Source organism: Ruegeria sp. CDSA089, from assembly GCF_059612205.1.
Genome location: NZ_JBXWQD010000005.1, coordinates 111,652 through 136,172 on the forward strand (window position 1 = coordinate 111,652; position 24,521 = coordinate 136,172).

At 57.9% G+C, this 24,521-nt stretch carries 20 protein-coding genes; 16 read left to right on the top strand and 4 right to left on the bottom strand.

The genetic code is table 11. The annotated features are described in order from the left end of the window. Window positions 1-2: 2 nt before the first annotated feature. The gene (locus tag AC2FJ6_RS13355) at window positions 3-1,616 is read left to right on the top strand and encodes an adenylate/guanylate cyclase domain-containing protein (protein ID WP_214646825.1); all 1,614 of its coding nucleotides are present in this window, start codon (window positions 3-5) and stop codon (window positions 1,614-1,616) included. 9 nt (window positions 1,617-1,625) lie between these two features. Here AC2FJ6_RS13355 and AC2FJ6_RS13360 read toward each other — a convergent pair whose 3' ends face one another. From AC2FJ6_RS13360 to AC2FJ6_RS13370, 3 genes are all read right to left on the bottom strand, one after another. Continuing rightward, window positions 1,626-1,994 (bottom strand): response regulator, encoded by a 369-nt coding sequence (locus AC2FJ6_RS13360; protein WP_170773197.1) that lies wholly within the window; start codon window positions 1,992-1,994, stop codon window positions 1,626-1,628. A 177-nt stretch (window positions 1,995-2,171) separates the two neighbouring features. Further along, window positions 2,172-3,053: a CobW family GTP-binding protein gene (locus AC2FJ6_RS13365; protein ID WP_170773199.1), complete on the bottom strand. Its 882-nt coding sequence runs from the start codon at window positions 3,051-3,053 to the stop codon at window positions 2,172-2,174. Next, a complete protein-coding gene (locus AC2FJ6_RS13370; RefSeq protein WP_496669296.1) occupies window positions 3,050-4,678 on the bottom strand; it encodes an amidohydrolase in 1,629 nt (542 codons plus the stop codon). Before AC2FJ6_RS13370 ends, AC2FJ6_RS13365 begins: the two co-directional genes overlap by 4 nt. A 99-nt stretch (window positions 4,679-4,777) precedes the next feature. Between AC2FJ6_RS13370 and AC2FJ6_RS13375 the strand changes: the two genes are divergently transcribed. The 5 genes from AC2FJ6_RS13375 (at window position 4,778) to AC2FJ6_RS13395 (ending at window position 10,466) form a co-directional block, all read left to right on the top strand. Further along, on the top strand, window positions 4,778-5,719 hold the full coding sequence (locus AC2FJ6_RS13375) for a LysR substrate-binding domain-containing protein (RefSeq protein ID WP_170773203.1): 942 nt from the start codon (window positions 4,778-4,780) through the stop codon (window positions 5,717-5,719). A gap of 240 nt (window positions 5,720-5,959) precedes the next feature. After that, window positions 5,960-6,958, top strand: a complete 999-nt coding sequence (locus AC2FJ6_RS13380; RefSeq protein WP_170773205.1) for a TRAP transporter substrate-binding protein — start codon at window positions 5,960-5,962, stop codon at window positions 6,956-6,958. Window positions 6,959-7,017: 59 nt separating this feature from the next. Continuing rightward, entirely contained in the window at window positions 7,018-7,557 is a 540-nt protein-coding gene (locus AC2FJ6_RS13385; protein ID WP_170773207.1) for a TRAP transporter small permease, read from the top strand. After that, window positions 7,554-8,843: a TRAP transporter large permease gene (locus AC2FJ6_RS13390; RefSeq protein WP_170773209.1), complete on the top strand. Its 1,290-nt coding sequence runs from the start codon at window positions 7,554-7,556 to the stop codon at window positions 8,841-8,843. Before AC2FJ6_RS13385 ends, AC2FJ6_RS13390 begins: the two co-directional genes overlap by 4 nt. A gap of 9 nt (window positions 8,844-8,852) precedes the next feature. Continuing rightward, complete coding sequence (locus tag AC2FJ6_RS13395) at window positions 8,853-10,466, top strand: N-acyl-D-amino-acid deacylase family protein (RefSeq protein ID WP_170773211.1); 1,614 nt, start codon at window positions 8,853-8,855, stop codon at window positions 10,464-10,466. Between the two features lie 9 nt (window positions 10,467-10,475). Here the strand turns inward: AC2FJ6_RS13395 and AC2FJ6_RS13400 are convergent, their stop codons facing one another. Continuing rightward, window positions 10,476-11,159, bottom strand: a complete 684-nt coding sequence (locus AC2FJ6_RS13400) for a DnaA N-terminal domain-containing protein (RefSeq protein WP_170773213.1) — start codon at window positions 11,157-11,159, stop codon at window positions 10,476-10,478. Window positions 11,160-11,624: 465 nt separating this feature from the next. On the opposite strand from AC2FJ6_RS13400, the gene AC2FJ6_RS13405 reads away from it, so the two are divergent. From AC2FJ6_RS13405 to AC2FJ6_RS13450, 10 genes are all read left to right on the top strand, one after another. Further along, window positions 11,625-12,932 (top strand): AAA family ATPase, encoded by a 1,308-nt coding sequence (locus tag AC2FJ6_RS13405; RefSeq protein ID WP_170773215.1) that lies wholly within the window; start codon window positions 11,625-11,627, stop codon window positions 12,930-12,932. Further along, the gene (locus tag AC2FJ6_RS13410; protein ID WP_496669298.1) at window positions 12,929-14,035 is read left to right on the top strand and encodes a ParB/RepB/Spo0J family partition protein; all 1,107 of its coding nucleotides are present in this window, start codon (window positions 12,929-12,931) and stop codon (window positions 14,033-14,035) included. The genes AC2FJ6_RS13405 and AC2FJ6_RS13410 overlap by 4 nt, the downstream gene beginning before the upstream one ends. A 592-nt stretch (window positions 14,036-14,627) precedes the next feature. After that, window positions 14,628-15,908: a TAXI family TRAP transporter solute-binding subunit gene (locus AC2FJ6_RS13415; RefSeq protein ID WP_496669300.1), complete on the top strand. Its 1,281-nt coding sequence runs from the start codon at window positions 14,628-14,630 to the stop codon at window positions 15,906-15,908. A gap of 402 nt (window positions 15,909-16,310) precedes the next feature. Continuing rightward, window positions 16,311-17,072 (top strand): enoyl-ACP reductase FabI, encoded by a 762-nt coding sequence (fabI, locus tag AC2FJ6_RS13420; RefSeq protein WP_170789888.1) that lies wholly within the window; start codon window positions 16,311-16,313, stop codon window positions 17,070-17,072. Window positions 17,073-17,086: 14 nt separating this feature from the next. Beyond that, window positions 17,087-19,477, top strand: coding sequence for a DUF3141 domain-containing protein (locus tag AC2FJ6_RS13425; RefSeq protein ID WP_496669302.1), 2,391 nt, complete (start codon window positions 17,087-17,089; stop codon window positions 19,475-19,477). Between the two features lie 189 nt (window positions 19,478-19,666). After that, window positions 19,667-21,028, top strand: a complete 1,362-nt coding sequence (locus AC2FJ6_RS13430) for a V-type ATP synthase subunit B (protein ID WP_170785689.1) — start codon at window positions 19,667-19,669, stop codon at window positions 21,026-21,028. Beyond that, window positions 21,006-21,611 carry a V-type ATP synthase subunit D gene (locus AC2FJ6_RS13435; protein ID WP_170789890.1) on the top strand — a complete coding sequence of 202 codons (606 nt, stop codon included), beginning with the start codon at window positions 21,006-21,008 and terminating at the stop codon, window positions 21,609-21,611. The genes AC2FJ6_RS13430 and AC2FJ6_RS13435 overlap by 23 nt, the downstream gene beginning before the upstream one ends. Then, the gene (locus AC2FJ6_RS13440) at window positions 21,608-23,404 is read left to right on the top strand and encodes a V-type ATP synthase subunit I (RefSeq protein ID WP_496669305.1); all 1,797 of its coding nucleotides are present in this window, start codon (window positions 21,608-21,610) and stop codon (window positions 23,402-23,404) included. The genes AC2FJ6_RS13435 and AC2FJ6_RS13440 overlap by 4 nt, the downstream gene beginning before the upstream one ends. Continuing rightward, entirely contained in the window at window positions 23,401-23,844 is a 444-nt protein-coding gene (locus AC2FJ6_RS13445; RefSeq protein ID WP_170352721.1) for an ATP synthase subunit C, read from the top strand. Before AC2FJ6_RS13440 ends, AC2FJ6_RS13445 begins: the two co-directional genes overlap by 4 nt. Next, a complete protein-coding gene (locus AC2FJ6_RS13450) occupies window positions 23,844-24,521 on the top strand; it encodes a hypothetical protein (RefSeq protein WP_480876978.1) in 678 nt (225 codons plus the stop codon). Before AC2FJ6_RS13445 ends, AC2FJ6_RS13450 begins: the two co-directional genes overlap by 1 nt.

A 24,521-nucleotide genomic window follows, 5' to 3' on the forward strand; every position in this document is an offset into this window, starting at 1 on the left:
TCATGCGCCCCGAGCCCGACAATGAAACCCAGCGCGCCAAGGCGGCGTGGTTGGCCAATCTGCGCCAGAGCCTGATCTCACCGGTCAGCGCCATCGTGGGATTCAACGAGCTGCTTCAATCCGAGGTCGACCGGCAGGCGCTGTCGGACGTGGCCTCGGATCTCGACCGGATCTCGAAGGCCACCGCCGATCTGAACACACAGGTGGATCAGCTTTTGCATCCCGAAACGGCGCTGAAACTGACCGTAGGTGGCGATGAAAGCGTGCAGCGTTTGCGCCACGACCTGCGCACGCCCATGAACGCGATCAAAGGCTACAGTGAAATGCTGCTCGAGGATCTGGACGATCTGGATGCAAGCCACCTTCAGGGTGACCTGGTGGGCCTTTTGGACCATACCGACGCGCTTTTGCAGCAGATCGACCATCTTGCCGCCCTGTCCGATGATCCGGCAGGCAATTCGGCGGACATCCCCAACGCGCCGCAGGACACTGCCGCGATGTTCGCCAACTTGGCCGACAGCATGCGCTCGATCGACCCGATTGCCGAGACCGAGCTTTTAACTGGCAACATCCTTGTGGTTGATGACGTCGAGGCCAACCGGGCGCTGCTGGCCCGACGGCTTCAGCGCGATGGTCATCAGGTCTGGACCGCCGATGGCGGTTTTTCGGCGCTGCAAATGGCGTCCATGCAACCCTTCGATCTGGTCCTGTTGGACCTGATGATGCCTGACATCAACGGGTTTGACGTGCTGGCCCGATTGAAAGAGGATGACGCTCTGCACGACATCCCGGTCATCATGATCTCGGCGCTGGACGAAATAGAAAGCGTCGCCCGCTGTATCGAAGCCGGGGCCGAGGACTATCTGCCCAAACCCTTCAACCCTGTTCTGCTGCAAGCGCGTATCAACGCCGCGCTGGAGAAGAAACGCTGGCGCGTACGCGAACGCCACTATCTGGATCAGATGGAGGCGGAAAAGCAGAAATACAAAGACCTTCTGCACAGCATCCTACCCCAGAAAATCGTGACGCGCCTGAACCAAGGCGAAGCGACCATCGCCGACCGACACAGCGATGTCACCGTCCTGTTTTCCGACATCGTGGGCTTTACCGAGATGTCGGCCAAACTGCCCCCGGCCCATGTGGTGTCTTACCTGAACCGCATCTTCTCGGGCTTTGACCGGACCGCGACAGAACTGGGCGTCGAGAAGATCAAGACTATCGGAGATGCCTATATGGTCGCCGCCGGTGTCCCCGATCACCGCGATGACCACGCCGAGGTGATTGTCGAGATGGCCCACAGGATGCTGGCGCAGGTCGAGGCGCTGAATCGCGAGGTTGATCATCCAATGCATATCAGGATCGGCATCCACAGCGGGCCGGTGGTTGCGGGCATTATCGGCTCGCACCGGTTTCTCTATGACATCTGGGGCGACACGGTGAATGTCGCCAGCCGTCTGGAATCAACCGGTGCACCCGGTCGGGTGCAGGTGTCTGAAGACACCGCGTGGCGGATCGCACACAGGTTTCAGGTCTCGGATCCCATCGAGACCCGCATCAAGGGCAAGGGTCAGGTCAGAACGCACTTCGTCACCGGGCGCAAACCCCCAGCGAAATAACCGGACTTGTCAGGAGGCAGGCACCAGCTTGTCCATTTTTTCCAGCAGTCGGCTTAGCTCGACCGGTTTGGTGTCGAAATCATCGCACCCGGCCTCCAGCGCCTTTTCCCGGTCGCTGGCCATAGCATGCGCCGTCAAGGCAACAACCGGAATCGCCGCCGTCTCGGGCGTGGCCTTGATGCGGCGCGTCGCTTCCCAGCCGTCGATCTCGGGCAAGCTCATATCCATCAGGATGATGTCAGGGTTTTCCGAACCCGCCATCGACACACCCTCTAACCCGTCTTTTGCAACCACGACCTCATAGCCCTTGCGCTGCAAACGGCGCGACAGCATATCGCGGTTCATCTCGTTGTCTTCCACCAAAAGAACTTTAGTCAAAATTCCCCCCCGCGCAGCCGCGCTTTTTGACTGTGAATGATGCCGGCCAGGCACAAAGCCCCCGTTCAGTCGCCTCCCCTGCGGCTCAACCACCCTAACCTTGCCGGTGACTGCATTGTCTCATCAATTTATTTTCGTGCAACGGGTATTTCGGAGGAGATATTCAATCCTTTGCGACTATTGCTTTCGCAACGCGGACTTCGTCCACCAAAGGTCACATGCCTTCGCTGATAATTTGGTCGCCAGACCGATCCCGACCAACTGGCTTTGCGCCGGTTGTTCGATATCGCCAATGTCAATGTCGCGCCCGGCCACCTGCACCAAAAGACCCGACCCATCCAGGCCCCTCAACTGCCCTTTGACCCGGAATAGCCCCTCGGGGCGGGCACGCAGGGCGGCTTGCAACGCCGTCCGATCAACCGGATCCGGGCCGGTGAACGACCACTTGGTATAGGCCGGGTGCGGGGTCTGCGGCAGATCAATCGGACCCTGCGGTGCGATCAGCACTTGCGCGATGTTCAGGTCCTGCGTCCGGGTCAGCACCGCTGTGGTATTCAGGCCCGACAGGGTTTGTCGCAACGCAGGGGACAGGTCACATTTGCTGACGGCAATAATATCGCCGCAGGCGATCTGCCCTAGAACCTGAGGTGCAATCAAAGGATCAGCGCACAGCGCCTGCACCTGCTGACCGTCCACAACCGTCACGATCCCTGCATAGTCCAGATCAGGCTCCGCCTGCGCCACGTTTGCAATCCGCGCGGGGTCGGCGATGCCGCTGGCCTCGATGATCAGATGATCGGGCCTTGGGCGACGGTCCAGCACATCGCCAACCGCCAGAAACAGATCAGCGCCCATGGTGCAGCACACACAGCCATTGGCCAGCTCTATCGTGTCCTCTTTGGCCGAAACCAGCAGGTCGGCATCAATGTTGATCGCACCAAAATCATTGACCAGCACAAGAATGCGCAACCCGTGATCGCCTGACAGAACCCGGTTGATCAGCGTTGTCTTGCCCGCTCCCAGATACCCTCCGATCACCGTCATGGGCAGCGGCGTCATAGCCGATGCACCTCACCGCCCAGCACCGTGCCCAAGACGGTAATATCCTTCAACGCGTCCGGATCCACTGCGGTCGGGTCCGCGCCCAACAGTACGAAATCAGCGCGCTTTCCGGTTTGGATCGAGCCGATCTCGGCATCCATTTTCAACGTCTGCGCCGCGCCCAGAGTGATGGCGTAAAGCGCCTCCTCGACCGAGATACACTGCGCCCGACCCAACGTCTGGCCGCTCATGGTGCGGCGATTCACGGCGCACCACGCGGTAAACAGCGGCCCCATCGGCGTCACCGGCGCATCCGAGTGAATGGCGGTGATCACCCCCGCATCCAGACAATCACGCACCGCATCCATTGACTGCGCCCGATCCGGGCCGATGGTCAGAGCCGCGTGCTGATCGCCGAAATACCACAGGTGATTGGCAAAGATGTTGCAGGCAACGCCCAGCTCGGCCGCGCGGCGAAACAGGGCGGCATCCATCATCTGGCAATGCTGCAGCACGTGACGCGCACCCGGCCACGGATGTTTGCGCGCCGCCGCCTCCAACGCGTCCAGCGTCACCTCGGCCGCCTCATCCCCGTTGACATGAATATGCATTTGCAGCCCCTGGCGCTGCATCTCTTCGCACAGCTGGAAAATCTGGTCGGGCGCGGTGTTCCACAGCCCGTTCGGCTGCCCGCCCACGTAACCCGGCGCCCGCACACGCGCTGTCCACCCCTGAATGGACCCATCCGTCATCAGCTTAACCGCGCCTAGCCGCAGCTTCTCGGTCGAGCGGTCACGCATCGCCCGCGCCTGTGCCGCAATCTCGGCCGGGGTGCCGCCCATCGCCCCCAGCGCAGGGACAAGACGCACGGGGAAATCCGACCGCGCAGTCGCAGCGGCCAAACGCGCGACATCCTCATCGCCCAGCGTGGCAAACAGATCGGTCACGGTGGTGACGCCCACGCGCTTGCAGACCTCACCATAAGACCGCAGCGCCGCATCGGTCTGCGTCAGGTCGCGAAAGTCGATCCCCGTCCGGCGCATGACTGGAAACATCGCGGCCATTTCCTGCAACTCTCCGGTCGGCTGACCGTCCGACCCCTTGATGACGCCCTCGACATTGGTGGCGACGTCATAGCCCGCCAGTGCAAGCGCTGCGCTGTTGCCGCAGAGCAGGTGAAAATTCGAAAAGATGATAACGATGGGACGCGTGATGCTGACCTGATCCAGATGATGGCGGCTGAGCCGCTCCGAGGTCAGGAAAATCGGATCGAACCCCCAACCGATCAGCGGCTGCTCCGGTGCCAGGGTCGCCTCGAACTCTGACAGCCGCGCAATGACCTGATCAATCTGCGTTATACCTTTGTGCATCTGACCCTGCGGGTCGATCCGGTCGTGATAGCCGCAATAGGCATAGTCCCACATGGCCCCGGCCATCATATGCGCATGGCCTTCGACAAAACCCGGCATCAATACCGTGTCAGACAGATCTACATGGGCCTCGGCCCCGCCCCACGGGTCCGCGCAATTCGGTCCGCCTACCGCCAGAACCCGCCCGTCGCGCACCGCCACATGGCTGGCGCGCGGCTGGTTTCTGTCCATCGTGACCACGGATTTCGCATGGAAAAGAAGCGTTTTGCCCATGTCCTCCTCCTCTCGGGTCTCCTACAGCTAACCAAGCTTGGTCACTTGGAAAAATAGAATTAGTATCAGAGTATCACACAAAAAATACAGGAATTACCCGTGCGCTTTACCCTCAAACAGCTTCAGTATTTCGATGCGGCCCTGCGCACCGGTTCGATCGCGCGGGCCTCGGTCGAGATGAATATCTCGCAATCCTCGATCACGGCCGCCATCGACATGATCGAAAGCACGACCCAGGCCGAACTGTTGCGGCGGATGCCCGCCAAAGGCATTGTCCCCACCGACAAAGGCATCGAGATCGGTGCTCGTATCCGCACCTTTCTGGAACAGGCGCGCATCTTCGAATCCGATCTGCTGACCCTAACCGGAGATCCAGCTGGCACTCTGCGTCTGGGCTGCTATGCCCCCACCGCGCCTTATGTTCTGCCACCGATCCTCAAGCGCATTTCGCAGGATTTCCCCCAGATCAGGGTCGAGATTAAAGAGGGCGACATGCTCAGCATTGCCGAAATGCTCAACAGCGGCGTGGTCGATCTGGCCCTGACCTACCGTCGCGCCGCGCCCAAGGCGCAGCCCTTCTTGCCCATGTTCAAGGCGGCACCAATTGCGATGATCCCCGATGTCTCTCCCTTGGCCCAAAAGGACCAGGTGGCGCTGTCCGATCTGGCCGACCTGCCGATGATCCTGCTGGATCTGCCTGGCGCCCCGGATTATTTCGAGGCACTGTTCACCACCGAAGGTCTGCGCCCGCGTATTGCCCACACCACCAAAAGCTCCTCGGTTCTGCGCGGGATGGTCGCGGCGGATCTGGGCTATGCCATTCTGAACATCTGCGGGCCGCTGGACCGCAAAGGTCAGAACGGCTATGTCGCGCGGCCGATTTCAGGGGATCAGGATGCGCCTTTTTACGGGGTAGCCTATACCGGCGCGGGCAAACGCTCGGCCCTGGTGCGCAAGGTGCTGGAAACCTGCCGCGAGATCTCGGATCAGGGCGGGTTTGATCACCTCCTGACGCAGCCTACGCCGTATGCGGCGCAATAAACCCAAAAAATGTAATAATACCCCCAGAAAACAACTGTTTTCTGCATCAATGAGGATTGGGTAGCGTTTCCCTGTCCCACTAACAGATCCGAGGGATCAGGCTTTAGCTGCCTGACACTCTTTGGCGCGCTGGGATTTGCAGAATTCTACCGCCCCGTAATAGGCTTACGGAATATCAACAAAATCGGGGCGGCAAACGGCAAGATCAAACAACAAGAACGCACCAACCAGGAGGACTTCATGAAACTTTGGAACTTGAAAACGGTGACGATGCCGGTACTGGCACTCGCACTCTCCGCCACATCCGCACTGGCCGCTGACATCACGATGAATGTCGGCTTTGGCGCGCCAGAGGAATCGCTCTATGGCCGGTTCGGCAAGATTTTTCAGGAAAAAGTGGCCGAGCACTCGGACGGTGCAATCGAAGTCAAACTGCGCTGCTGCAACCAGATCTCCAGCGAGGATGAGGCGTTCAAGGCCATGCAGCTTGGCACGGTTGATGGGTTCTTTATCACCGCCAACAACGTCTCGCCCCATTGGCCGCTGATGGATGTCACGGTGCTGCCCTATATCTTCCAGAACGCCGAACATCTGGACCGGGTGCTGAACGGCGAAGTCGGACAGCAGATGAAAGATCAGTTGCAAGCCGATACCAGCGTCCACCTGCTGGCCTTTGGTCCGGCGCTTTATCGGGATTTCTACAACTCTGTTCGCCCCGTGAACACCATGGCGGATATGGAAGGTCTGAAAATCCGCGTCCCCAAGAACGAGGTGATGATTGCCACCTTCGAAGCCTTTGGCGCAAACCCAGTGCCGCTTGCGTGGTCCGAGACCCCCACCGCGCTGCAAACTGGCACCGTGGATGGTGGCGACAACGGAACATCCTTCATTCGCGACATGAAGTTCTTCGAGTTCGAGCCGCATCTGGTCATCCTCGAGCATTTCGTGGCCTTCGCACCTCTGTTCGCGTCGGACAATTTCATGAAGAAGTTGAACGATGAACAGCGTGCCCAGATCATGGCCGCCGCTGCCGAGGCCGGGGCCGAATTTGCCGCTCAGGTCGCGACCGAAACCGAAGAGGTCCGCCAGTGGCTGGTTGACGAAGGCGGCATGGCCCGCACCGACCCGGATCGCACTGACTTTATTGCCGCGGCCCAAGGCGTGCAGCAGGAGTTCGCGGAAAAACGCGGTGATGATTTCATCGCCTTGGTGAACGCCATTCAGGCCGCCGCCCAATAAAAAAACCGGGGCGCCACAAGGCGCCCTTTTTTCGGCCCGGCAAGCGGACGAGGGACAAAATGGCTGCACTCAAGTGGCTCGAACGGCATTTCGAGGAACTGATCTGCTGCACCTGTTTGGCGGTGATCGCCGTGGCAGTCTTTGCGCAGGTGGTGGCGCGCTACGTGTTTCAGGTGGCGCTGCACTGGACCGAGGAAACCGCCGCCATGTGCATGGTCTGGGCGGTCTATATGGGCGCATCGCTATGTGTGCGCGAGCGGTTCCACATCCGCATTATGGTCGCGGTACAGGCGCTACCCACCGGCTTCGGCAAGATCGTCATCTTCATCGCAGATATCTTCTGGGCCTTCTTCTGCCTCTTCATGCTGCGGATCAGTTGGGATTATCTGACCGTCTTCTGGCGCTTTCCCGAAACTAGCCCCAGTTTGGGCATCAACCAATTCTACCCCCAAACCATTCTGGTGATCGGCTATGGGCTGATGCTGATCCGCCTGGCGCAGACCTATGTCAATTGGTGGCGCGACGGGCGCAACGGCCTGCCCGGAATGCTGGATGAGGAATGGGAAGCAACCTCGAAGGATCAGGAGCATCAGATATGAGCGCCCTGATGATCCTGGCCATCGCCTTTGTGGTGCTGACCGTCATGGGCGTGCCGCTCTTTGTGTCGGTCGGTCTGACCACGGCGCTGGCGCTGTATCTGATCGACATCCCCTATACGCTGATGGCGCAGACCGGCTATGGCAGCCTGACCCCCTTCCCGCTGCTGACCATTCCGCTGTTTGTGCTGGCTGGACGGTTGATGGAAGTGGGCGGCATGGCCACCCGCATGATTTCGATCGCGACCAATCTGGTGGGGGCCTATCGCGGCTCGATGGGGCTGGTAACAGTGTTTGCCTGCATGTTGTTTGCCGCACTTTCGGGCTCGGGCCCTGCCACCACGGCGGCGATCGGGTCTGTAACCGTGCCTGCAATGAAACGCGAAGGCTATGACGTGCCCTTCGCTGCCGCCATCACCGCCAGCGCAGGCGCATTGGGCAGTCTTATCCCGCCCTCGAACCTGCTGATCATTTACGGGCTGGTGTCTGAAACCTCGATCCCGCGCCTATTTCTGGCGGGGCTCATCCCCGGTGTTATGGTCACGATCCTGCTGATGATCACCACCTATATCGTCGCCCGTAGGCGCGGATATGGCGGCGACGGCGAGAGGTTCTCATGGGGTCCTTTCCTGCGCGCGGCTTGGGACGGAAAATGGTCCATCGGCGCGCCGGTTCTGATCCTGGGCGGCATCTATGGCGGGGCCTTCACGCCGACCGAAGCTGCAGGCGTGGCGGTTTTCTATTCTCTGTTCGTGGGCTTCTTCATCTACCGCGAACTGACCCTGAAGAAGCTGATCGAAGCGCTGCGATTTACCTCGCTGCTGACCGGCATCCTGATCCTGCTGACGCCCACGCTGGCCTTCGGGCAACTGACCGCGTTCTATGACGTGCCCACGGCCGTGCAGGACGGCATCACCTCGATCACCGAGAACAAATTCCTCGTCCTGCTGCTGATCGGCGTGTTCTACATCTTCATCGGCACCTTCATGGAGTCGCTGGCCCAGATCGTCCTCTTCACCGCTGTGTTCCTGCCTTTGGTCAGCTCTCTGGGCGTTGATCCGGTGATGTTCGGTATCTTCACCGTCATCACTTGCGAAATCGGGTTCCTGACACCTCCCCTTGGCGCCAACCTGACGGTTGCGGCGCGGATCTCCGGGATATCCATCGAACGCATATCCGTCGCCGTCCTGCCGTTCATCCTCGCCTATGTCATCGGCATGGTGATCCTGATATTCTTCCCCGACCTCACCACCTTCCTGCCCGACTGGCTGTACGGAGAAGCGAAATAGGAGGCACCCATGTTCGATCTTGTTCTCAAAGGCGGCACCATTGTCGATGGCACGGGACAGGACGGCTATGTGGGCGACGTGGCAGTCACAGGCGAGACCATCAGCGCCGTCTTGCCGGCCGGTGAGTTGGTCGCGCACAAGGCCGCGCAAGAGATCGACGTCTCGGGCCTGGTCGTCGCGCCGGGTTTCATCGACATGCACACCCATTCCGATTTCACGCTGATCGCTGATGGACGCGCGGAAAGTCAGGTGCATCAGGGCGTCACGACCGAGGTGATCGGCCAATGCGGCATCAGCTGCGCCCCCGTTAACAGCCCCGGCGATATCAGCCGCGTGGCCCCGTGGTACACCGATCAGGCCAAGCATGACACATGGCTGGGTTTCGGCGACTATTTGGATGTGCTGGATCGCACCGAACTCGGCGTGAATGTCATGGCCTTTGTCGGCCACGGCACCGTGCATCGCGCGGTTCTGGGCGATCAGCTTCATCCGGGCGAGGCCGAAGACGTCACCGAAATGGCCCGGCTGGTCGATCAATGCATGGACGAAGGCGCGGGCGGGTTCTCCTCGGGTCTGGAATATTTCCCCGGCAGCCTCGCCTCGCCGGAGCATCTGGTGCCGATGTGTGAGGTCGCGGCCAAATACAAACGCCTCTACGCCACCCATGTGCGCAACCGGGATACGCATTACGATCTGGGCTTTGCCGAAGCCATCGCCACTGCACGCCAATCTGGCTCCAAGCTGCAGATCAGCCATATCCAGCCCAAATTCGGCGCGCCGGACTATGCCATGGACCACACACTGGAAATGATCGACCTGGCTCGCCGCCACGACGTGGACATCGCCTTTGACGTCATCCCGCATGACTGGAACCATACCCTCATGGCGGCGATCCTGCCGAAATGGGCGCAGGCAGGGTCCGTGGACGATGTGCTTGCGCGACTGGCTGACCCTGAATCCCGCGCGCGGATCAAGGCCAACCCCCAACCCATGTGGTTGATCGTCAAGGCCGAGAAATGGTCGGACATCGTCTTGCTGAACGCCACCGTCAACAAGGACATCGTCGGCGCCGACTTCGCCGAGATCGGCCGAATGCGGAATTGCCACCCCTATGACGCAGTGCTCGATATCCTGATGGAGGAAGGCGAGAACCTGATGGCCTGCATGTGGTCGTCCAAATCCTTCCGCAACTCGGATGTGGAACTCTGTCTGGAACAACCCGAATGCGCCGTGATCTCGGACACTGTGGCCATCGCCAATGAGGGCGTTCTGAAGGACCACATTGGCTCGCTATCGGGTTACGGCTGGGCCGCGCGGTTCCTGCAATACTACGTGCGGGACAAGTCGACGCTGTCTCTGGAACAGGGGGTGGCCAAGCTGACCTCGATCCCCGCCAATCGGTTGGGGCTCAAGAACCGCGGGGTTTTGGCCGCAGGGCAACAGGCCGATATCTGCGTGTTCGATCAGGTCAATATTGCCAGCAACGCAACCGCGAAACACCCCCGCCGCTATGCCTCGGGCATTGCACATGTGCTGGTGAACGGAGCATTGGCGATGCGGAACGGCCTGCGCACATCCAGCAATTCCGGTCAGGTTCTGCGTGATTTCAGTGCTTCTGGTTAACCCTCCTGTCTAGCCGCTGGATTCGATCCGCACTTTTCTGATCTCGGGCGCGATGCGGCTATAGGCGGCCAGCAGACGCTCGGACCAGTTGCGATGGATATAGTCCGCCTCGAACCGCGAGGGGGCGACAAGGGTTACGGTCCCCCCTGCCCTCTCGGCCTCGATCAGATGGCGGAACCAGCTGGCCCAAAGCTCGGGATCGCGCCCGTGCAAAATGGCCTGAACCTGCGTCCAGATATCCCCATCGCTTTCTTCAGGTGCCGGAGGTTTCACTTTGAACGGCACCACATTTGTGCCGGGCTCTGGCGAGTCTGACATCCGCGCGACAAAATCCGCTCCAATCGTGGGCCAAACCTCGGATGTGTCTATCATCACCTGTTTGAGGTCCAGCTCATACACGGCCACCCTGCCCCGCGCGGCGGGGCGTTTGACCGCAATCCAGCCCATGGACCGCAGCTTGGACATCTCTCGCTTGACGGTGCGCTCATTCACCGACCATAGCCGCGCAATCTCTTCCCGCCCGATCGACAGCTCATTCGCGCGCCAGTTATACCGCGTGGTGATCAACGCAATGATGCGTAGAATACTGCGCTGCCGATGCTTGTCGCCTGACAAAGCGTGCACCGTCATCGCGGACAGGATATCATATTTTATGGCGGGCGCGTTTAGCCCAACCGGTTTTGCAACCTGCATTCCAATCTTACCGCTCTGTCTGCCTCGGGCGGAGTTTCCACCTCTGTTGCGCTGTTTGCCAACGCTTTTCGTCTTGATGCCCTGATTAGCGTCCAAAGCGACGATTCTGTCAAGAGAAGTTTGATTTGACCCGGTTTTTCAGCAACTCAAATCTAAATTCAAAAAAGAAAAACGGTGAAGTATTGGTGATGGGGGACACTATAGTTGTCCCCGTAAATGGCATGTTTGCCCCCCCAAATCGACCGATAGAGAGTCTAACGTCCCCCTAAATATAGCGACCTGCCCTATTTTCCAGGGGCACTGCGAATCACCGCGATTCGGCTCTTGAAGGACGTTGATTTCCCTTGTTTATGTTACCCATGGGTAAGATCGTGATCTGAGTATATTTTCTTTTGCTTAAAGTGCAAATAGGGCGTAAATAGTGAAATCATAAAAAATAGCGTCCATAGTGGTGAGACCCGAGGCATGTATACGCACGAAGACCTGAACGCATTGCGGAACCAGTCCCTTAAGTTGCAGGGCTGGATTCGGCAGCAAACCTTTAGTCCTGAGATGGAGAAGACTCTTCGTCGTTTTTCCAGCTGGGAAGTGTCCGAGCTGATCTTTCGCATTAACCAGTCGACCTTTCGGGGCAAGCTGGCTGCGGATCCCTCGCTGCCGGGTGGTGAGGTGGAACCAGACGGCCGGCAACGCTGGTTCAGCCTGGAAGAGGTGAATGAGCTCCGCCGGCGGCTCAAGGTGAACCGCAAATCTCTTATGCCGCCCCGCCCCGTTGGTAAGCGCGCGATACGTGCGGCGGTGGCAAACTTCAAAGGCGGCGCTGGTAAGTCGACCGTTGCGCTTCACTTGGCTCATGCGGCGGCGCTGGATGGCTACCGCGTGCTGGTGGTGGATTTCGATCCGCAAGCCACTTTGAGCCATTCCATGGGCCTGACCGATGTGGCCGAAGATTTCACGGTCTGGGGCATTATGGCCCGCGACCTGATCCGCGAGACCGAGCGTATGAACAACCGCCCTGTCGCTGCTGAATCAGGCACCGCCCTGCCCCGCCGCGAATTGCCGCCATCGATCACGGATATGGGCTTGGGCGATCTTCGGATTGGGGATTTCATTAAGCAAAGCTCGTGGTCGACCATCGACGTTGTCCCCTCCTGCGCCAACGCCGCCTTTGTCGAGTTCGCCTCGGCCCAATATCGTCACTTGAACCCAGAGTGGTCTTTCTTCGCGGCTGTTTCGCGTTATCTCGATCAGATCCCCGATGATGCCTATGACCTTATCCTGTTCGATTGCCCCCCGGCGATTGGGTATCAATCCATGAACGCGGTGTTCGCGGCAGACATGCTCTATATTCCCTCAGGGCCCGGCTATTGGGAATACGACTCCACAACCTCTTTCATTGGCCAGCTGGCCGAAGCGCTTGAAGACCTTGCCTACGGTTTCGACAAGACCTTACCCACGGGTAAGATCGGCTTACCCAAGACATTCTGTGAAATGCGCTTTCTGCTGACCCGGTACGAGCCTGGCAACGCGTTGCATTCGGCCATGTTCGAAGCGTTCAAGAAAGTGTTTGGCGAACATGTGGCCGAGCATCCGGTTGAAATGACCCGTGCGGTCGAACAGTCCGGCCGGTTTCTGAGTTCGGTCTATGAAATGGACTACCGCGAAATGACGCGCGAGACATGGCGCCGCGCGCGGTCTACATTTGATAACGTGTACGAGGAATTCCGGGGCGTGATGCTTTCGGCCTGGGACCAGTTGGAGGATGACGCATGAGCCGCAAACGCAGAATGTTCGACATCGACATGCCTTCCATGGAGGATATCCCGGTTGGCAAAGTTCCTGACAAGGTCTTGGAAAAACGCCGTGGCCCGATGGCCGCCGCGATCTCGGAAAACGCCGAAGCGTTGCGCGGGCAACAATCGACAGAGGACACCATACGCGCCGAAAACGATCGCCTGGCCCATGAGCTTGTTCGTCTGCGGTCCGAAGGTCTGGTGACCGAGCATGTACTTCTGGCTGATGTGGTAACTGAAAAGCTGACCCGGGATCGCAAGGACGGCCCGGATCCTGAATTGGACGAGTTGAAGGATTCGATCCGCGAAATCGGATTGTCGAACCCAATCCGGTTGGAGCGTCGGGCTGATGGTCGGTACGAGCTCATTCAAGGGATGCGGAGATTGTCTGCCTATCGAGCTCTGTATCAGGAAACTGGCAATGAAGTGTATGCGGCTATCCCGGCGGGCATTTCGGATGGAGCGGATCTGAATGACAGCTACCGTCGCATGGTAGATGAAAACCTGATCCGCAAGGATATCTCATTTGCGGAAATGGGTGCATTGGCGCGGGCCTTTGCCGAGAACCCTGCGAATGAATGCCCGGACGTGGACAAGGCCGTTGCGCTTTTGTTCAAATCCGCCAGCTATACCAAACGCAGCTATATCCGATCTTTCGCCAGCCTGCTGATGATGCTGGACAAGGTGCTGATGCATCCTAACGATATTCCGCGCAATGTCGGCGTTGAGCTGAAACGTAAGTTGGATGCCGATCCCGGTTTGGCGCGTCATGTGAGCACCAGTTTGATGAACGAACCGGATCGCGACGGCGCGCGCGAGGTTGCTATTCTCCGCTCGTTTTTAGAGCCGACAGCTGACAACCCCAAGAAAGTGCCAGGTGCAAGCGGTGGAAAGACGCGACGGGCGAAGACCACGTTTCAAGTTTCGGGCAGGGCAGGGGTGGCGAAGTGCTCGGCCTCAAGCGGGCGAATTGAACTGCGCTATAATCTGGACTTCACACGGGTGAACCGTCCCAAGCTAGAGCAAGCGATCGCCTCATTGCTGGACGAGTTGCAGGAAGACGACGACCTTACCCACGGGTAAGATCAGCAACATGCTAACAAACAGAAACGCCGGGCCAGTGTCCGGCGTTTTTCGTGCGCCATTTTTAGGGCGGGTTTTCCCAAAAGCAGTTTTGGACTTGATGGCAGTTGGCAGAGAATCTTGTGGCCGAGCCCAGGCATATGATGCGAGCTTAGGATTGGATGCTTGGAACGCAATGACTGGGTCTGTCTACAAAGGAGGGGTTCGTGGACCCAGTAAGCACAGCGGTCGGTAGGGCAACGGCGCAACATGTAAGGGCAGGGGGGACTGCAGGTGGTGGACACAAGGGGATGTATTGGAGTCAAATCCTTATTTAGTAGGTTTGAATGCCGCATTGGCTGTCTAGTTCGTGACGAGGATAAATTATATGCTCAATCATGTGGTGCGCAAAAAGTCTTTATTATGATCATTACAAGACTGGTTGGCTGACGCAAAACACAAACTCGATCAGGAGTATCAGGTGCATACTTATGGGTCTTGACGCTCATAAGAGCTACGAGTGCCAATCGCTGGGATCAGTTTCTCGTTGGCAAAAAGATTGCTATCAAATGAGAACGACTTAACGGTTCCGATCATCCGAATGTGGGAATAAATGCGCTTAGCTCTTTTCATTCTCTTTCCGATTATGTTTGTCGGTTTGGTTGTTTTTCTGATCTTTGGTTTGAAACCGCCCAACAATATTAAGCTGGCTGCTGGCATAAACGGCGGCGGATACTGGCAAGTTGGACAACTCTATAAAGCAGAACTTGCACGTGACGGCATTCAGGTAATTCTGGTTGAAACCGAGGGGTCCGTTGAGAACATTCAAAAACTTGTTTCCGGCGAAGTGGACGCCGCTTTTGTTCAAGGCGGTCTCGAACTACCTCAGGACGAGAACTTACAGTCCCTGGGTGCCATTTTTCTTGAACCCATGGTGGTGTTCCGTGGAACGTCTAGTTCAGTTGGGGCCAATGCAGGCGAATGGGGAGACATACGTTTAGCAGCAGGAACCAAGGCGTCTGGTACTCGCGCCGCTGCTTTATCGCTAATTGAGGCCGCAGGTTTGCAAAATGTCGGCATAACCCTAGTCGATGCCGGGGGAAACGATGCAATAGAGGCGTTGTATTCCAACGAAGCGGATGCAGCGTTGTTTGTCGCACCCCTCGATGCGCCTTATCTTATGGACGCAATTTTTGATCCAGAAATCGTTTTCGTTCCCATGGCTTTGGTCGATGCTCTGGCATTGAAACTTTCAGGCGCAAATTCGGTAACTGTACCGGCAGGATCAATCACACTGGACCCTCCGAGGCCGCCGGAGGATGTCAAAATCTTAGCGTTGAGGGCTTCACTTATCGCCGCTTCCGATCTTCATCCTGCAGTAACCGATAGGTTGGTGAATGCAGCGAAGAACATTCATAGCGAAGCCACTATTTTGCAAAGTGCGCGCGAGTATCCAAACACAGCTTCACCGCCTGTGCCACTAAACAAAATTGCGACAGAACTCATAAATTCTGGGCCAAACTTTTTGCATGGCGTCTTGCCATATTGGATCGCAGCGCAATTTGGCAGTGTATTGCTGTTGTTATTGCCTTTGTTGTTCTTAGTTCCTTTTCTGCGGATCGTCCCGTCTGGCTACGTTTGGTTTCAAAAGCGTAGGGTCTGGCGTTTTTACCAGCGCATCGCTGCGCTTGAGGAAGAACTCAGCAAGGCACAGACTTTGGCTGGGGTGGAAGAAGTCGCCAATAAATTCGAAGAAGTGGACACCGCACTTGCAAATCTGAACCTGCCGCTCGCATATCGCCAAGGCGCATATGATGCACGTTTGCACATAGACCTAATTCGACAGGAGATTGCGCGCCGTCGAAACGCGAAATTGATGGGCCCTCAGCAATAGCAGGCAATGCGCTAAAATTTCTTTTTGATTTGAGCTTTCGAAACGGTCTTGCGCTTTAGTTAGTGCGGATATGGTTGCTTTGGGCTCACAGGTAGTACCCGAGCAAACGCGGCAATCCAGGAAAACCCCTTCGCACTCCGCTGAGGTACAGAGCCGAAGTTTAGAGCGTCGTTTCCGTTTGAGTGTCATCTCAACACTCGTGGCCGGACAAGGCACGAGCGTATACTATCGTCTACTGCGCGAATTGCTGAAACGGAAAGAGCCCGGACATAATTCGCCCGTTTTTGAGCATACTGGTGCGTGTTCATCGCTCTGTGACGCAGCGTAGGCAGAATTGCCCCGCAATCGTCTTTCCCGAATCGAGGAAAAGGCGCTATGCTGCACTGCAGAAAAAGGCGTGCTATGTTTCGATTGGACGGATACAAAGCAGTTGTTATCGGTGTCGCAAACGATCAGTCGATTGCGTGGGGATGCGCGCGTGCGCTTCATGCACAAGGCGCAGAGATCGCGCTGACTTATGTAAACGAAAAGGCCAAACCATACGTCGTCCCGCTGGCTGAAGAGGTTGATGCAAAAATCTGTCTTCCGCTGGATGTGCGGGATGCAGACCAGACAAACGCCTTGTTTGATGCAATCCGGGCGCAATGGGGCCGGATTGACACTCTTGTGCATTCTATTGCCTTTGCGCCACGCGATGATCTGCACGGAAGGGTTATTGATACCTCGGCCGAAGGGTTTGGGGTGGCCATGGATATTTCTGTTCATTCGTTTCTGCGCATGATCCGCATGGCCGAACCGCTGATGGTGCGTGGCGGAACATGTATGACGGTCTCGTTTCTTGGGGCGACTCGGGTTGTTGAAAACTACAACATCATGGGGCCGGTGAAGGCCGCTTTGGAAGCCTCGGTGCGCTATGCCGCTGCAGAACTGGGGACCAAAGGCATTTCGGTGCACGCTCTGTCGCCTGGCCCTCTGAAAACCCGCGCGGCCACCGGGCTGTCCGATTTTGATGCACTGCTGAGCGCCGCTGCCGAGCGTGCACCCACCCATCAGTTGGCGACCATCGAAGATGTCGGTGCCTATGCCGCGTTTCTTGCAAGCCGCGAGGCGTTCAACGTGACTGGCGGCGTACACCCCATCGACGGTGGGTACAGCATCGTCTGAGGAAGGATTGACCTATGGCCCGGAATTCAATTGCGAAAGAAAATGCGTCGCACCCTTCAACCGGTGAAAAAACCACAGCGACCGTAAACAGCAAAGTGCTTGATGCGATTTCTGGTGTGCTTGATCAATCTGGTATGCAGTACCAAATTTTGTCGCAAGCCGCTACTAATCAGGCACAGAAAATAACTGAGCACCATTCAAACCGGTCTACGAAATGGTCAAACGAACTGCGAGATCTTGCGGTGCAATTCGCGCGGACGAAATCAGTAGGTTCGGCATGGACGGACTATATCAAGGATGCAGGTCAGCGCGTCGCCCTGACGATGGACGTCTTGCGCGAGCGCGGAGACGTTTTCCTCGAACATGAAGCGGCCGGTTGCCCGCCAGTGCTTGTCTATGACTACGAAGTGATGGTTGACGGGAGGGAGCTCGATCGGCCCTGCAACTATCAGCTTTTGCGCATTGTTCCCCCGCAAGGGATCAACGTAGACGATCACAAACGCCCCTACATCATTATTGATCCTCGTGCTGGACATGGCGGTGGTATTGGTGGGTTCAAGTCCGACAGCCAGGTCGGCGTGGCGCTGGCGAAGGGCCACCCGGTATACTTTGTGAGTTTTGGCCGTGACCCGGTCGAAGGACAGACACTGGCGGATGTGATGCATGCCGAAGCTGGATTTGTTCGCACCGTCAGCGCGCGTCACCCAAAAAGCCCGCAACCTGTTGTGACAGGAAACTGCCAGGGCGGCTGGGCGACCTTGCTGATGGCGGCCTGCAACCCCGATCTGACCGGGCCTCTGGTGCTCAATGGTGCGCCGGTCGCACCTTGGTCGGGTGAAGTTGGTGAAAATCCAATGCGCTACAATGGTGGGATGCTTGGCGGTACATGGCAGCCGATGCTCTGGTCAGATTTGGGGAACGGCAAATTTGACGGTGCCAATCTGGTGATGAATTTCGAGCAGCTAAATCCCAGCCGCAACTACTTTGGCAAGTATTTCGACCTGTACCGCGATCCCGAAGCCGGCCGTCAGCGTTTCATCGATTTTGAGCGTTGGTGGGGCGGTTTCTTTCTTCTGAACGAGGCCGAAATTCGATGGATTGTCGAACAACTGTTCGTTGGAAACCGGCTCGTCAAGAATACCGCACAACTGGAACCCGGAGTTCCCGTAGATCTCAAGGCGATCAAAGCGCCGATTTTTGTCTTTGCAAGTCATGGCGACAATATCACGCCGCCGCAACAGGCTTTGAACTGGATCGCTGAAACGTATGCGGACGAAGAAGAGATACGAGTACGCGGCCAGCGCATTATTTACATGCTTCATGATGAAGTGGGGCATCTGGGCATTTTTGTTTCCTCCAAGATTGCGCGCAAAGAGCACACAGGCCTCGCCTCTACACTTGAAACAGTCGAGGCAATGGCACCCGGTCTTTATGAAATGGTCATTGATAACATCGAAGGGGACGGGGTCGAAAAATCCTTCGAAGTTCGGTTCGTCGATCGAACGCTTTCAGATGTCGCTGCATTGGATGACGGTCGCCAGGATGAAACCAGCTTTGCCGCCGTGGCGCATATGTCGGAAGTGCAAGCGGGTGCCTATGAAACCTTTGGTCGCCCAGTCGTGCAAACAATGTCGACAGCGGTGACGGCGCAGGCTTTGCGCGACGCGCATCCGCTGCGCGTACAGCGTTCTTCGATGTCTTCGAACACAGTTATGGGGAAAGGGATCGAGAAACTGGCGCAGGACGCCAGAGCGCAGCGCGCGCCAGCCGATGCTGACAACCCGTTTCTAAAATGGGAAAAACTCACCGGTGAATGGATCGAGCAATCGATGGATTTGGGCCGTGATTTGCGCGACGCATGGTATGAGGCAACCTTCTTCGCCACTTGGGGCGGGCCGTTCGCAACTTGGTTCGGGCAAGAGTATTCCAAGCGCCGAACCCTGCCAGACCCAGCGTCTTTGCGCAATTTGCCAGAGGTCAACACGGTGCTTGCGCATATGCGGCAAGGAGGTCTGCCCGAGGCGGTCATTCGAATGCTGATCTTATTGGCTGACAGCCACAAAGGCTTTCGCGCTGAGATTCTGCACCGCTGGGCGCATATCTTTCGGCACGAAGCGCCGTTCAAATCCATTTCGGTTTTAGAACGTCAACGTATGTTGCACGAGCAGACTCTGGTCGCCACTTTCGATCCGAAGGGTGCAGTCGAGACGTTGCCTTATCTGTTGCCTGACGAGGAGCAGCGCACTGAAGCCGTTGATCTGGTCAAACGCATCATAGGGGAAATCAAAACACCTTCCAAAGAACTTGAAGAGATGGCCAACTTGCTTGTGTGCGTTTTGGACTATCGTCCCGATGCTGAAACGGGGCCAAAGGCGGCGTCGCAGACGTCAATGGCAAAGTCTTGAAATCGAATGACGACACAAAATCCAGTCAGAATTGAACTGATTTCATTGCTTTGGGCCTGCAATCTCTATTAGCTTGGAGGCAACCGGATTTACCAAATCAATATTAAACCCTCCGAGCGCACTGGTTCGGTGGGCAGTTTGAAGGTGGAAAGAAAAATAAACTCTTAATCATGCGACTTAGGGTAGGCGATGTCTCAGAGTCTCTTGAAATATACTCGTGTTCTGGAAATCGTTGGGGATACGATCAAAGTTAGGGTTCCGTTGGACGGATCGGCTGAAGCAACCGTTAGGTTCAACGATCTGGCAGTGATCGAAACCATCGACGGACACAAAACGCTGGCGCAGGCGATTTTCATCGACCGGGATGTGGTGACGCTGCAGGTGTTCTCGGGCACCAAGGGTATCTCGACCGAGGCGACAGCCACTTTTCTGGGTCATCCTATGCAGACGCCCTATTCGGCCAATATTCTTGGCCGCGTCTTTGACGGGGCAGGGGTGGCAATCGACGGTGGGCCGGATCTGTCATCCGAGCCGCGGATCGAGATTGGCGGGCCGACCGTAAACCCTTCGGAACGTGCAGTGCCCAACAAGATGATCCGCACGGACGTGCCGATGATCGACGTGTTCAATACTCTGGTCGAAAGCCAGAAAATCCCGATCTTTTCGGTCTCGGGCGAGCCGTTCAATGCCTTTCTCAGCCGGATCGGCATTCAGGCGGATGCGGATATCGTAGTCTTTGGCGGGCTGGGGCTGATCTTTGACGACTATCACACGTTCCGGACGTCGTTCGAGGATGCGGGCGTGTTCTCGCGAACGGTGATGTTCGTCAATCAGGCGATGGACCCGCTGGTTGAACGGCTGCTGGTGCCCGATATGGCGCTGGCGGTGGCCGAGAAATTCGCGGTCGAAGAAGGTAAGCGGGTATTGGTGCTACTGACCGACATGACCGCCTATGCCGACGCGATGAAAGAAGTGGGGATCAGTCAGGAACGCGTGCCCTCGCAGCGCGGCTATATGGGCGATCTCTATTCCCAGCTGGCGCGGCGGTATGAGAAGGCGTGCGATTACGCCAAGGGCGGTTCGGTCACGGTGCTGACCGTGACGACAATGCCCGGCAATGATGTGACCCACCCGGTGCCGGACAACACGGGCTATATCACCGAGGGGCAGTTTTACCTGCATTCGGGGGTGATTGACCCGTTCGGCAGCCTGTCACGCCTCAAGCAGAACGTGATCGGCAAGACCACGCGTGAAGATCACGGGCAGATCATGAACACGATGATCCGCTTCTATTCCGAAAGCCGCGATGCGGCGCAGAAACAGGCGATGGCCTTTGATCTGTCGGATTACGATCACCAGTTGCTGAAATTCGGCGCGCTGTTCCGGGCGCGGTTTATGGACATCAACGTCTCGATCCCGCTGGAGGACGCGCTGGATCTGGGGTGGAAGACGCTGGCCGAGTGTTTCCAGCCTGAACAGTTGCTGATGAAGCAGGCTTTGGTCGAGAAGTATTTCCCAAAGGATACCGATGGCGCGGTTGCAGCTGAATAAATCGTCGCTGGCTCGCCAGCAGACCCAACTGAAAAGCTATGAGCGGTTCCTGCCGTCGCTGGACCTCAAGCGCCAGCAGTTGATGGCGGAACGTGCCAAAGCCCGCGAAGACGTCCACCGCCTGCAGCAAGAGGTGCACAATCTGGCGCAGCAGGTCGGGGAAAAACTGCCGATGCTGGCGCAGCAGGGGGTCGACCTGGACGGGTTGGTCGAGTTGAAGGATTACCAGTTGAAAGAGGTCAACGTGGTCGGCGTCAAGATGCCCGATCTGGACCGAATCGAAGTTGCCGTGCGACCCTATTCGCTGTTGGCCAAACCACATTGGGTCGATGCCGCCGCCAACCTGTTGCATGACATGATCGAGGCGCGGCTACGCGTGAAGGTCGCCGAAGAAAGGGTGCGCATTTTCGACAAGGCCGTGGCCACGATCACGCAACGGGTCAACCTGTTCGAAAAGGTTCTGATCCCGCGCGCCAAGGCCAATATCAAGAAAATCCGCATCTATCTGAGCGATGAGCAGATGCAGGCGGTTGTGCGCTCGAAAATCTCCAAACGCAAACATGCGCAGGAGGCGCTGACATGAGCGTCGCGCGGCTGAAGAAACTGTCCCTCGTCGGACCCGCCGCGCATAAGGGCGACACGTTAGAGGCGCTGCAGGAGCTGGGCTGTATGCATGTACTGCCACTGGCGCCTCCACCCGCCGAGCCGGAAAAGATCAGCGAACGTGGCGCGCATGACGCTTATAAGGCGCTGCGTTTTTTGACCGACGTGGCCGACCCGCGGCGCCAGATACAACGTGACCCTGCGTTCGATATGGACCAGTTCTTGCGCGACGTGCTGGACCTGATGCAGCGCACCCGAGAGGCAACAGATCGGCGGGATTTTCTGGCGCACCGGATTGGGCAAGTGCGCCCGTGGGGGGATCTGGATTTTCCGCCGAATGACGTTCTGGCGGGCAATCGGCTGTGGTTCTACCAACTACCGTTGAAACACCGTGAGGCGCTGTCCGAGGTCAAACTGCCCTGGGCTATTCTAGAACAAGATCACCGCTTTATCTACGCGGTGCTGATCGCGCCCGAGGATCCGGGCGACGATATCCTGCCGGTCCCGCGCACGCATACCGGGTCACTGCCGATCCATGAGCTTGAGGCGCAGCTGGAAGAGGCCGAGATCGCCATTGAGGCGCTTGAGGCGGAACGCATCGCCCAAACCCGCTACCTGACGCTGATGCGCCGCAACCTGTCGGCGGCGGAAAGCGCGGCTGAACTCGCCCATGCCACGCAGAAGGTTCGCGACGAGGGCGCGATGTTTGCCCTGCAGGGCTGGGTGCCTGAAGATCGTGTGGATGCGGTGCTGGAGATGGCGCAGGCGCGAGACGCCGCTGTTCTGATCGAGGAACCGGGCCCGGATGACGCCCCTCCGACGCTGTTGGAGCAGCCCGAAAACCGCAGCGCAGCGGTCGATCTGGCGCTGTTTTACCAGATACCGGGCTACCGGGATTGGGATCCCAGCATCATCGTTGCGGCCTCGTTCGCGATCTTCTTTGCGATGATCGTGGCGGATGCGGGCTATGGCGCGGTGATCCTGCTGGGCCTGCTGGCCTTCTGGAAAAAGATGGACAAGTCCCCGGCGCAGCGGTCGTGGCGGCTCTATGGTGTGATCATCGCGGGTGCGACGGTAATTTACGGTGTCATGGTTGGCAGTTATTTTGGCGCGTCCCCGGCAGAGGGGTCGATCTGGGCGCGGCTCAAGATACTGGATCTGAACAATTTCAACGCGATGATGATGATCTCGATCGTTGTCGGCGTGTTCCATCTGGTGCTGGCCAACGCACTGGCCGCGCGGGCGGCGTGGGGGCGGCGCAGAGCCATTGCCAATCTGGGCTGGATTGCCGTGCTGATCGGCGGGTTCGTTCTGTGGTTGGCCTACATGAACGACGGCGCGAAATTGCCCGGAGCGGTGCTGATGGGCGCAGGCTTTCTGGCGATCCTGCTGTTCACCAGCGTGCGTCAGATCACCAAACCCATCGATTGGCTGTGGCGTCTGATCGACGGGCTGCAGGGGCTGGCGGGGGCGATGGGGGCGTTTGGCGATGTTCTGAGTTACATGCGCCTGTTCGCGCTGGGGCTAGCCTCGGCCTCGCTGGCGATCACGTTCAACGATCTGGCGGTCCAAGTGATGCAGGCGCTGAAAGGGCCGGGCATCCTGTTCGGGCTGCTGATCCTGATTGCCGGGCATCTCCTCAATTTCGCGCTCGCACTGATGAGCGGCGTCGTCCACGGGTTACGTCTCAATTACATCGAATTCTTTAAATGGGGTCTGCCGGATGAAGGCATCGTCTTTCGCCCGTTCGCCCGCAAGGAGGTTCAGGAATGAATGAGCTTGTACTGACATTGGGTTGGCTGGGAATCTATGCGCCCATGGCTTTGGGTGCGGCGTCCAGCGCCATTGGTTGTGCCATCGCGGGGCAGGCCAGTATCGGCGCGATGACCGAGACCGAGGGCGGCTATGGCCGGTTTATTGGCGTCTCGGCCTTTCCATCGACCATGGTGATCTACGGCATCGTGATCATGTTTACCCTGAACCGCGATGTGACGCCGGAAAACGCGGGCGGGTTGTTCGGCATCGGCATCCTTTCGGGGATTGCGCTGATGTATTGCGGCATCTGGCAGGGCCGGGCCTGTGCGGCGGCGATCAATGCCACGAAGGAGAAACCGGAAATCTTCGGCCTGTCACTGGCCCCTGCGGCGATCATAGAAGGCTTTGGCGTTTTTGCCTTTGTCTTTGCCTTGGTCATTAGCGCGGGGATCAGCTGATGGCACAGGACGGAATGATCTCGCACGGGGTCGATGCGCTGATCGACAAGCTGCGCAGCGACGGTGTGGCGGCGGGGCAGGCGGATGCGGACAAGTTGCGTTCTGAAGCCAAGGCCGAGGCGGCGAAGATTCTCGCCGATGCCAAGCGCGAAGCGGATGAGTATCAGAAAAAGGCGCGCACCGAATCCGACAATTACCGTGCCGCCGGGGAAGAGGCGCTGAACACCGCCATGCGTGATGCGGTGCTGACCATGAAGGCGGGCCTGACCGACCGGTTCCGCGAAGATGTCGAACGCCTTGTCACCAAAGAAATGGCTGACCCCGAGATGCTGAAACAGATGATCCTTGAGGTCGTCGGGCGCGCGGCTGAAGGGGCCAAGCTGGGCGGTAAGGTGCAGGTGATCCTGCCTGCTAGGGTGGCCACGCAAGAGGATATCAAGCAGAACGCTGACGATATCCAGTCGGGCAAGCTGACGAAATACGTGCTGGGCCTGACCGCCGACATGCTACGCGAACAGGTGGAACTGCACACTGCAGACAGCACGCAGGATGGCATCCGGGTGCGGGCCGAGGATCAGGGCGTGGTGCTGGACCTGACGGACAAGTCTGTTGCCTCCTTGCTGATGGAGCATCTGCAACCCCGGTTCCGCGCTGTGCTGGAAGGGGTGATCCGCTGA

Coding starts and splice junctions, on each gene's coding strand:
- AC2FJ6_RS13355 (WP_214646825.1), top strand. CDS start 3: ATGCGCCCCGAGCCCGACAATGAAACCCAGCGCGCCAAGGCGGCGTGG.
- AC2FJ6_RS13365 (WP_170773199.1), bottom strand. CDS start 3,053: ATGACGCCGCTGCCCATGACGGTGATCGGAGGGTATCTGGGAGCGGGC.
- AC2FJ6_RS13370 (WP_496669296.1), bottom strand. CDS start 4,678: ATGGGCAAAACGCTTCTTTTCCATGCGAAATCCGTGGTCACGATGGAC.
- AC2FJ6_RS13380 (WP_170773205.1), top strand. CDS start 5,960: ATGAAACTTTGGAACTTGAAAACGGTGACGATGCCGGTACTGGCACTC.
- AC2FJ6_RS13385 (WP_170773207.1), top strand. CDS start 7,018: ATGGCTGCACTCAAGTGGCTCGAACGGCATTTCGAGGAACTGATCTGC.
- AC2FJ6_RS13390 (WP_170773209.1), top strand. CDS start 7,554: ATGAGCGCCCTGATGATCCTGGCCATCGCCTTTGTGGTGCTGACCGTC.
- AC2FJ6_RS13395 (WP_170773211.1), top strand. CDS start 8,853: ATGTTCGATCTTGTTCTCAAAGGCGGCACCATTGTCGATGGCACGGGA.
- AC2FJ6_RS13400 (WP_170773213.1), bottom strand. CDS start 11,159: ATGCAGGTTGCAAAACCGGTTGGGCTAAACGCGCCCGCCATAAAATAT.
- AC2FJ6_RS13405 (WP_170773215.1), top strand. CDS start 11,625: ATGTATACGCACGAAGACCTGAACGCATTGCGGAACCAGTCCCTTAAG.
- AC2FJ6_RS13410 (WP_496669298.1), top strand. CDS start 12,929: ATGAGCCGCAAACGCAGAATGTTCGACATCGACATGCCTTCCATGGAG.
- AC2FJ6_RS13415 (WP_496669300.1), top strand. CDS start 14,628: ATGCGCTTAGCTCTTTTCATTCTCTTTCCGATTATGTTTGTCGGTTTG.
- fabI (WP_170789888.1), top strand. CDS start 16,311: ATGTTTCGATTGGACGGATACAAAGCAGTTGTTATCGGTGTCGCAAAC.
- AC2FJ6_RS13425 (WP_496669302.1), top strand. CDS start 17,087: ATGGCCCGGAATTCAATTGCGAAAGAAAATGCGTCGCACCCTTCAACC.
- AC2FJ6_RS13430 (WP_170785689.1), top strand. CDS start 19,667: ATGTCTCAGAGTCTCTTGAAATATACTCGTGTTCTGGAAATCGTTGGG.
- AC2FJ6_RS13435 (WP_170789890.1), top strand. CDS start 21,006: ATGGCGCGGTTGCAGCTGAATAAATCGTCGCTGGCTCGCCAGCAGACC.
- AC2FJ6_RS13440 (WP_496669305.1), top strand. CDS start 21,608: ATGAGCGTCGCGCGGCTGAAGAAACTGTCCCTCGTCGGACCCGCCGCG.
- AC2FJ6_RS13445 (WP_170352721.1), top strand. CDS start 23,401: ATGAATGAGCTTGTACTGACATTGGGTTGGCTGGGAATCTATGCGCCC.
- AC2FJ6_RS13450 (WP_480876978.1), top strand. CDS start 23,844: ATGGCACAGGACGGAATGATCTCGCACGGGGTCGATGCGCTGATCGAC.